General features: G+C 47.2%; 7 protein-coding genes and 10 tRNA genes. 16 read left to right on the top strand and 1 reads right to left on the bottom strand.

Annotation, left to right across the window (positions count from 1 at the left end):
- Positions 1 to 23 precede the first annotated feature (23 nt).
- From C7R93_RS27065 to rocF, 11 genes are all read left to right on the top strand, one after another.
- Positions 24 to 99: transfer RNA gene (locus C7R93_RS27065), tRNA-Asn, on the top strand.
- A gap of 6 nt (positions 100 to 105) precedes the next feature.
- Positions 106 to 181 (top strand) — tRNA-Thr (locus C7R93_RS27060).
- A 19-nt stretch (positions 182 to 200) separates the two neighbouring features.
- Positions 201 to 274: transfer RNA gene (locus C7R93_RS27055), tRNA-Glu, on the top strand.
- An 86-nt stretch (positions 275 to 360) separates the two neighbouring features.
- Positions 361 to 436, top strand: a tRNA-Val gene (locus tag C7R93_RS27050).
- 8 nt (positions 437 to 444) lie between these two features.
- A tRNA-Tyr gene (locus C7R93_RS27045) sits at positions 445 to 529 on the top strand.
- 20 nt (positions 530 to 549) lie between these two features.
- Positions 550 to 624, top strand: a tRNA-Gln gene (locus C7R93_RS27040).
- Positions 625 to 630: 6 nt separating this feature from the next.
- Positions 631 to 706 (top strand) — tRNA-Lys (locus C7R93_RS27035).
- A 20-nt stretch (positions 707 to 726) separates the two neighbouring features.
- Positions 727 to 800: transfer RNA gene (locus C7R93_RS27030), tRNA-Arg, on the top strand.
- Between the two features lie 32 nt (positions 801 to 832).
- Positions 833 to 909: transfer RNA gene (locus tag C7R93_RS27025), tRNA-Pro, on the top strand.
- A 9-nt stretch (positions 910 to 918) separates the two neighbouring features.
- Positions 919 to 992 (top strand) — tRNA-Gly (locus tag C7R93_RS27020).
- Positions 993 to 1,163: 171 nt separating this feature from the next.
- Positions 1,164 to 2,060 carry an arginase gene (gene rocF / locus C7R93_RS27015; protein WP_106841695.1) on the top strand — a complete coding sequence of 299 codons (897 nt, stop codon included), beginning with the start codon at positions 1,164 to 1,166 and terminating at the stop codon, positions 2,058 to 2,060.
- A 93-nt stretch (positions 2,061 to 2,153) separates the two neighbouring features.
- Here the strand turns inward: rocF and C7R93_RS27010 are convergent, their stop codons facing one another.
- A complete protein-coding gene (locus tag C7R93_RS27010; protein WP_106841692.1) occupies positions 2,154 to 2,312 on the bottom strand; it encodes an aspartyl-phosphate phosphatase Spo0E family protein in 159 nt (52 codons plus the stop codon).
- Positions 2,313 to 2,483: 171 nt separating this feature from the next.
- Between C7R93_RS27010 and sigW the strand changes: the two genes are divergently transcribed.
- From sigW to glmM, 5 genes are all read left to right on the top strand, one after another.
- Positions 2,484 to 3,047, top strand: a complete 564-nt coding sequence (sigW, locus tag C7R93_RS27005; RefSeq protein WP_106841691.1) for an RNA polymerase sigma factor SigW — start codon at positions 2,484 to 2,486, stop codon at positions 3,045 to 3,047.
- A 17-nt stretch (positions 3,048 to 3,064) separates the two neighbouring features.
- Entirely contained in the window at positions 3,065 to 3,688 is a 624-nt protein-coding gene (locus tag C7R93_RS27000) for a zf-HC2 domain-containing protein (RefSeq protein ID WP_106841690.1), read from the top strand.
- Between the two features lie 105 nt (positions 3,689 to 3,793).
- Entirely contained in the window at positions 3,794 to 4,618 is an 825-nt protein-coding gene (gene cdaA, locus C7R93_RS26995) for a diadenylate cyclase CdaA (protein WP_106841689.1), read from the top strand.
- A complete protein-coding gene (locus C7R93_RS26990; RefSeq protein ID WP_106841688.1) occupies positions 4,611 to 5,858 on the top strand; it encodes a CdaR family protein in 1,248 nt (415 codons plus the stop codon). Before cdaA ends, C7R93_RS26990 begins: the two co-directional genes overlap by 8 nt.
- 43 nt (positions 5,859 to 5,901) lie before the next feature.
- The gene (gene glmM / locus C7R93_RS26985; protein ID WP_106841687.1) at positions 5,902 to 7,248 is read left to right on the top strand and encodes a phosphoglucosamine mutase; all 1,347 of its coding nucleotides are present in this window, start codon (positions 5,902 to 5,904) and stop codon (positions 7,246 to 7,248) included.
- Positions 7,249 to 7,294 lie beyond the last annotated feature (46 nt).

Genomic DNA, 7,294 nt, shown 5'->3' with positions numbered 1-7,294 from the left:
TTGAAGGAATAAACCTTCAACGTTCCTCGGTAGCTCAGTTGGTAGAGCAATCGGCTGTTAACCGATCGGTCGGCGGTTCGAGTCCGTCCCGAGGAGCCATATGATGCTCCTGTAGCTCAGTCGGTAGAGCGTTTCCATGGTAAGGAAGAGGTCGCAGGTTCGATTCCTGTCGGGAGCACCAGAAGTATTCTCATGAAAATGGCCCGTTGGTGAAGCGGTTTAACACAGCAGCCTTTCACGCTGTCATTCAGGGGTTCGAATCCCCTACGGGTCACCTAAAAACTCCTTAACTGTGGTTAAGGTACCTGCAAAGTTCTCAGAGTATGCTAAGAAGCATACTCGTCACTTTGTCAGGGATATGGAGGCTTAGCTCAGCTGGGAGAGCATCTGCCTTACAAGCAGAGGGTCGGCGGTTCGATCCCGTCAGCCTCCACCATAAAAAATGGGGAGATAGTGAAGTGGCTAAACACGGCAGACTGTAAATCTGCTCCCTCCGGGTTCGGCGGTTCGAATCCGTCTCTCCCCACCATTTTTTATTTTGCTGATCGTTGGGGTATAGCCAAGCGGTAAGGCAACGGACTTTGACTCCGTCATTCCTAGGTTCAAATCCTAGTACCCCAGCCATTTTGCGAGCCATTAGCTCAGTTGGTAGAGCATCTGACTTTTAATCAGAGGGTCGAAGGTTCGAGTCCTTCATGGCTCACCAGTTTTTTAAAATTTAAATATGTGCCCTTAGCTCAGCTGGATAGAGCGTTTGACTACGAATCAAAAGGTCGGGAGTTCGAATCTCTCAGGGCACGCATCTTCATCTTAAAAAGTGAAGAACAATAATCGGGAAGTAGCTCAGCTTGGTAGAGTACTTGGCTTGGGACCAAGGGGTCGCAGGTTCGAATCCTGTCTTCCCGACCATTTTTATTTGCGGGTGTAGTTCAATGGTAGAACTCCAGCCTTCCAAGCTGGTCGCGTGGGTTCGATTCCCATCACCCGCTCCATATGCTTACTAGAAACGAGAAACCGAAATGGTTGCTCGTTTTTTTGTGTTTTTGACATAGCTTGTCCGACAGGTTATTTATGCAAAATCATGTCGAGTTGAGTCATTTTGCTTTCGGGGGCTACAATATAGGAGTAGAAAATGAATGAACGAAGGAAAGGGTGGCACTTCTATGAACAAAAACATGAGCATTGTTGGTGTACCGATGGATCTAGGTGCAGACCGCCGCGGAGTTGACATGGGACCTAGCGCTATCCGTTATGCAGGTGTTGTAGCTCGCCTGGAAAAGATGGGTTTCCATATTGAAGACCGAGGAGATATTTTTGTAACGCGTCCTCACCACTTCACCGAGACGGAAAACCATAAATACCTGGATGAAGTCGTGGAAGCTAATGAAAAGCTTGCCAATGTTGTAAGCGATATCATGACTGCAGGTCGATTCCCGCTCGTATTGGGTGGCGATCACAGCATCGCCCTTGGAACCATAGCAGGTGTGGCTAAACACGTTAAAAACCTGGGTGTGATTTGGTTTGATGCTCACGGTGATTTGAATACAGGTGCCACTTCTCCATCGGGAAATATTCATGGAATGCCTTTGGCAGCGAGCTTGGGGTATGGACATGAGCGTCTGACGAACATTGGGGGATATACACCAAAAGTAAAGGCAGAAAACGTGGTCATCATCGGTGCGCGTGATTTGGATTCAGGTGAGCGTGAATTGATCAAAAGTATTGGGATGAAGGTTTTCACCATGCATGAAATTGATAAACTTGGTATGGCTCGAGTCATGGATGAAGCAATCGCGCATGTGTCGAAAAACACAGATGGGGTGCATTTGAGCCTCGACTTGGATGGAATTGATCCACATGATGCTCCAGGAGTAGGGACGCCAGTAATAGGTGGTATTTCCTATCGTGAAGGGCATGTCTCATTGGAAATGCTGGCAGATGCGGATATTCTTTGCTCAGCAGAATTCGTGGAGGTCAACCCGATTCTTGACCGAGAAAACATGACGGCTCGCGTTGCAGTCGCCTTAATGAGTTCCGTTTTTGGGGATAAATTACTGTAAAATAATAGAGGAAGATCATGAAAAAAGAGAGGCTTTTGGCCCTCTTTTTTTGTTTTTTCGCATCTTTACATTGATAGGGGAAAGCTGTACATTCTAAGGATGGAGACGTAGTTTATTTAATAACTGGTCCAGTTGTACACTAAGCGTCACTAATTCTGGAGTAATGCAAGATTGTTTCTTGTACTGATCGTTGAGTTTTTTTCGCAGCATTTCAATCTCGAGGAGAACGTCTTTTTTAGACAATTGTCGCACTCTCCTTTCCACCCGTGAGATAAATGAGCTATCATTACTTATATATAGAGGAAAGCAATACGCTTATTCCTCTATTTCCCAACAAATTATCTGCACAAACACAGGATTAAAAAATGAAACCATATGCAGTATCATCCGTATATAGGATTACGGTATTGTGGGGAGGATCGCATGGATTTTGTAGAGAAACGGTTGACTCAGCGGGCAAAACGCGGAGACCGTGAAGCTTTTGCGGAGTTAATCGAGATTTATAAAGACAAGATATTTCAGCTCGCTTATCGTATGGTGGGAAACCGTCAGGATGCAGAGGACATCGCGCAAGAAACATTTTTGCGTGTTTATGCCAATTTGCATTCATACGATGACAGCTATAAGTTCTCCACGTGGATCTACAGGATCGCGACCAATCTATGTATCGACCGTGGCCGGAAAAAACGACCTGACTTTTCATTGGATGAAGAAACCGAACCAGGGCAAGGTCTGGACTGGTATTCACGCTTGTCTTCTAACGAGCGAACACCGGAGGACAAAGTCGTAACGCAAGAGCTGCAGGAGACGGTGCAAGGTGCGTTGTCTCATTTACAGCCTAAATATCGCTCGATTATGATCTTGCGTTATATCGAGGATTTGTCGTTGCAGGAGATCAGCGATATCGTAAAACTTCCCATAACGACAATCAAGACGCGTATTCACCGAGGAAGGGAAGCATTACGCAGCAAGTTGCGATTGATGTGAGAAAGGAGAAAATCACGATGGAATGCCGGGATATGATTTGCCTCATCCACGAATATCTAGATGGGGACACTGATGAATTAGCCAATCTGCAATTGCAAACACATATAAAGTCTTGTGTGAGTTGTCGCCAGCATATGCACGAGTTGCAGAGAGCCATCGCTTTTGTTCAGAGCGCTTCACATATTCATGTCTCTCCTGATTTTACAGCTCGTGTACTTGCGCAATTGCCTGCGCCGACGAAAGCGAATCTGTTATCAGGATGGCTTCGTAATCATCCGTTTTTGACAGCTGCAGCGGTATTTCTCTTTTTGATGACCGGCAGCGTATTCAACAGTTGGTTTGATCGGGATGACACTTTGCAGGTATCCTCTGCTAATTTGGATAAATTAAAAATAGATCGTGAACGCAATGTCGTAGTTGTACCAGCTGGAACCAATATTAATGGAGACTTGGTTGTCCGCAACGGAAACGTAGATGTTCAAGGCCATGTAACAGGGAATGTTGTGGCCATTGAAGGAAAAGTGTTCGTGGCATCTACCGCCCAAGTCGTGGGAAATACCGAATCGATCGAAGCAATCGTAGATTGGATTTGGTATGAGGTGAAAAATATTGGAAATGACTTGCTTCCGATCTTGCCATAAGAGAAAATAGAGAGTACAGCTATCAGAGCACGGCAGTGGAGCCGTGCTTTTTCCGCAGGAGATAGACTGACTTCATTAGATGGAGCGAGATATGGGGGCTTCGTTATGATATCGATATCCATGGAATATGGGGATTTGCTACGGTATGCAACGGATATTTTACTCGTTACATACGTGTTCTATAAAATAATCATGCTTATTCGCGGGACGCGCGCTGTACAATTGCTGAAGGGGATTATGGTCATCGTCATCACATGGTTCCTGAGCAAATATTTTCAGCTGACGGCACTGCACGCGCTGATGAATCAAGCTTTTACATTCGGGGTTTTGGCGGTAGTCATTATCTTCCAGCCAGAGTTGCGTCGAGCACTGGAGCAGCTTGGTCGAGGCAAGCTTTTTTCCCGTTCAAGCAGTACTCAGGATGACGAAGTGGTTACCCGCTTGGTTCAAGAGGTGGGCAAATCGGTTACGTACATGGCCAAGCGTCGGATTGGTGCATTGATCGTCATTGAGAGAGAGACGGGTCTAAATGACTACGTGGAAACGGGTATTGGCATTAACGGGCGAGTCAGCTCGGAGCTGTTGATTAATATTTTTATCCCGAATACACCGTTGCATGACGGTGCAGTCATTATGAGGAAAGACATGATTATGGCTGCTGCCTGTTATCTTCCACTGTCTGAGAATAATTCCATCTCCAAGGAGTTGGGGACACGCCATCGAGCGGCAATAGGATTAAGTGAGGTATCCGATGGCATTGCGATCATCGTATCCGAAGAAACTGGTCAGGTGTCCTTTGCTGCGCATGGAACAATGAATCGCAATCTGACGGAGGCGCAACTGGCAGAGATGCTGACAGAACAGCTTCAGCCTCTGTCCAAAGGCAAATCCATGGGAAGTCGTTGGCAATGGAGGCGAAAACATGGATAAATGGTTAAACAGTCACTGGTTTGCACGTGCTGTTGCGTTGCTTTTGGCTGTCATGACGTGGATGATTGTCAACCTGGAAGCAGAACAAACGACGACTCCTGAGGCAAGTCAGCCAACCTTTATTGATAGTGTCAATTTGCATGTGAGGTACGATACCGATCGCTATCAGGTGGTCAAGCAGCAACGAACGGTAAAGGTCGCCTTGGAAAGCAATAATCCTTTTTATCGACACAATTTCTTCCCAGAGGACTCGTGGGAAGTGTATGTCGATGCGACGAACCTGGGCAAAGGAACACATCGTGTACCTGTCCAGTACAAGGGATTCCCGGATGAAGTCAAGGTAGGGATCATCCCGAATATCGTGGAAATTACCTTGGAAGAGAAAAAGACCGTTGAGCGTGAAGTTTCTGTGGAGAAATTGGGACAGGTCGCCCCTGGATACACGGCTGGAGAACCTATTGTGAAGCCGTTTAGAGCCCTTGTAAGAGTACCTGAAAGCCAAGTGAATAAGGTAGCTGCAGTAAAGGCTTCGGTTGACCTAGAAGGGGCTACTTCCGCAATCAAAACAACGGTTCCGCTCAAAGTCGTGGACAAGTCTGGCAACGTAATTCAAGGGGCCGATGTGGTACCACTTACAGTAGAAGTGAACATCCCCGTAACGAGTCCGTTTGCCAAGGTGCCAATCAAATTAAACTTGACGAATGAATTGCCGAATGGCTATAGTTTGGCTAGTATGGGTATGAATGTGGAAGAGGTCACAGTCTATGGACCGAAGGAAGTCATTGATGGCATCAAATCCAACACATACCCAGGCCCGGAAATCGATCTCGGCAACATTACATCAGATCGCGACATAGAGCTAAAGATACCGTTAATGGATAATATCGTGAAGGTGGAGCCGGAGTATTTAACCGTATCGCTGAAGGTCGTTCCATCGACGACCAAGCGCTTGGAAAAGATCCCGGTTCGCATTAGCGGGCTATCAGAAAGCATGGAAGCAAAGGTACTATCCACCGACGGCCAGGAGATGTCTACAATCGACTTCGACGTGATCGGCGCACCAGAATTGCTGAATCAGTTGAGGCATGAAGACTTGCAGGTCGTAGCAGATGTCAGCAATATGCCGGCGGGTGTATACGAGGTACCATTGAATTACATCTTCAATCAGTCGGAGTATATCAAGACTTCTGCGAGTGCACCAAAAAAGGTCACAATTCAAATCACGACCAAGCAAAGGTAGACATAAGCTGTTGTGTGCACAAGGAAGGAAATGAGGGACAATCATGGGGAAGTATTTCGGAACAGACGGTGTACGCGGTGTAGCAAATACACAACTGACACCCGAGCTGGCATTTAAAATCGGACGCGTTGGTGGTTACGTTCTCACCAGACACAAGCAGGAAGGGAAACCAAAAGTGGTGATTGGGCGCGATACGCGCATTTCCGGACAAATGTTGGAAAACGCACTTTTGGCTGGACTGTTATCGGTTGGAGCAGAAGTGGTCAGATTGGGTGTTATCTCCACCTCGGGGGTAGCGTATCTCACACGTGCACTCGGTGCAGATGCGGGTGTTATGATCTCCGCCTCTCACAATCCGTTTCCGGATAACGGAATCAAGTTCTTCGGCAGCAACGGTTTTAAACTGTCCGACGAAGTGGAAGCTGAAGTAGAACAGTATTTGGACGCGGTAGAGGATACTTTGCCTCGGCCAACAGGCGAACAAATCGGAACGGTTCTGGAATTCCTGGAGGGTGGACAAAAGTACCTCTCTCACTTGAAGAGTACCGTACCTGAGCGATTTGACGGTCTGAAGGTAGTCCTGGACTGTGCAAATGGTGCTGTCTCATCATTAGCAGCTCGTCTGTTTGCGGATGTGGACGCTGAAGTGATCACGATTGGTGCGAATCCGAATGGAATCAACATCAATGACCAGTGCGGTTCGACACATCCTGAACGTCTAGTAGAAGAAGTATTGAAGCATAAAGCTGACTTGGGTCTTTCCTTTGATGGAGATGCGGATCGTTGCATTGCAGTGGATAATAATGGTGAAATCATCGACGGCGACTACATTATGGCCATCTGTGCACGCGCGCTCAAGGCAAAAGGAAAGCTCAACAACAATACAGTTGTCACGACAGTAATGGCCAACATGGGCTTCTTCAAAGGGATGGAGGACTGCTCCATCAATACAACGAAGACTGCAGTAGGGGATCGCTATGTAGTAGAAGAGATGCTGCGTGGCGGCTATAATCTCGGTGGTGAACAGTCCGGTCATATCGTCTTCCTGGACTACAATACGACAGGAGACGGTCTGTTAACGGGTCTGCAGCTCTTGAACATCATCAAGGAGTCTGGCAAGCCGTTGTCCGAGCTCAAACAAGTGATGGTCAAGTATCCGCAGCTCCTGATTAATGTCCGTGTAGAGGACAAGTCCAAGCTGAATGGCAATGAAGCTATTGCGCAGGCGATTCGTGAAGTAGAAGAAGATTTGGCTGGCAATGGTCGTGTTCTGGTTCGTCCGTCTGGAACTGAGCCAATCGTGCGTGTCATGGCGGAAGGGCCAGATGCGGCACAGCTGGAAGGGCTCGTGAATCGGATCGTTGACGTAGTCAAACAAGAACTGGTATAAAATTAGTGTAAAAGGTTGCAGGGAGCGGTTTCGACGCCGCTCCCTT

This window comes from Brevibacillus fortis (assembly GCF_003013395.1).
Lineage (GTDB): Bacteria > Bacillota > Bacilli > Brevibacillales > Brevibacillaceae > Brevibacillus > Brevibacillus fortis.
This window is presented reverse-complemented; position numbering and strand designations above follow the sequence as displayed.

Excerpts from the sequence above, each read along its gene's own strand:
- glmM (WP_106841687.1), top strand. The coding sequence starts at position 5,902 with ATGGGGAAGTATTTCGGAACAGACGGTGTACGCGGTGTAGCAAATACA.
- rocF (WP_106841695.1), top strand. The coding sequence starts at position 1,164 with ATGAACAAAAACATGAGCATTGTTGGTGTACCGATGGATCTAGGTGCA.
- cdaA (WP_106841689.1), top strand. The coding sequence starts at position 3,794 with ATGATATCGATATCCATGGAATATGGGGATTTGCTACGGTATGCAACG.
- C7R93_RS26990 (WP_106841688.1), top strand. The coding sequence starts at position 4,611 with ATGGATAAATGGTTAAACAGTCACTGGTTTGCACGTGCTGTTGCGTTG.
- sigW (WP_106841691.1), top strand. The coding sequence starts at position 2,484 with ATGGATTTTGTAGAGAAACGGTTGACTCAGCGGGCAAAACGCGGAGAC.
- C7R93_RS27000 (WP_106841690.1), top strand. The coding sequence starts at position 3,065 with ATGGAATGCCGGGATATGATTTGCCTCATCCACGAATATCTAGATGGG.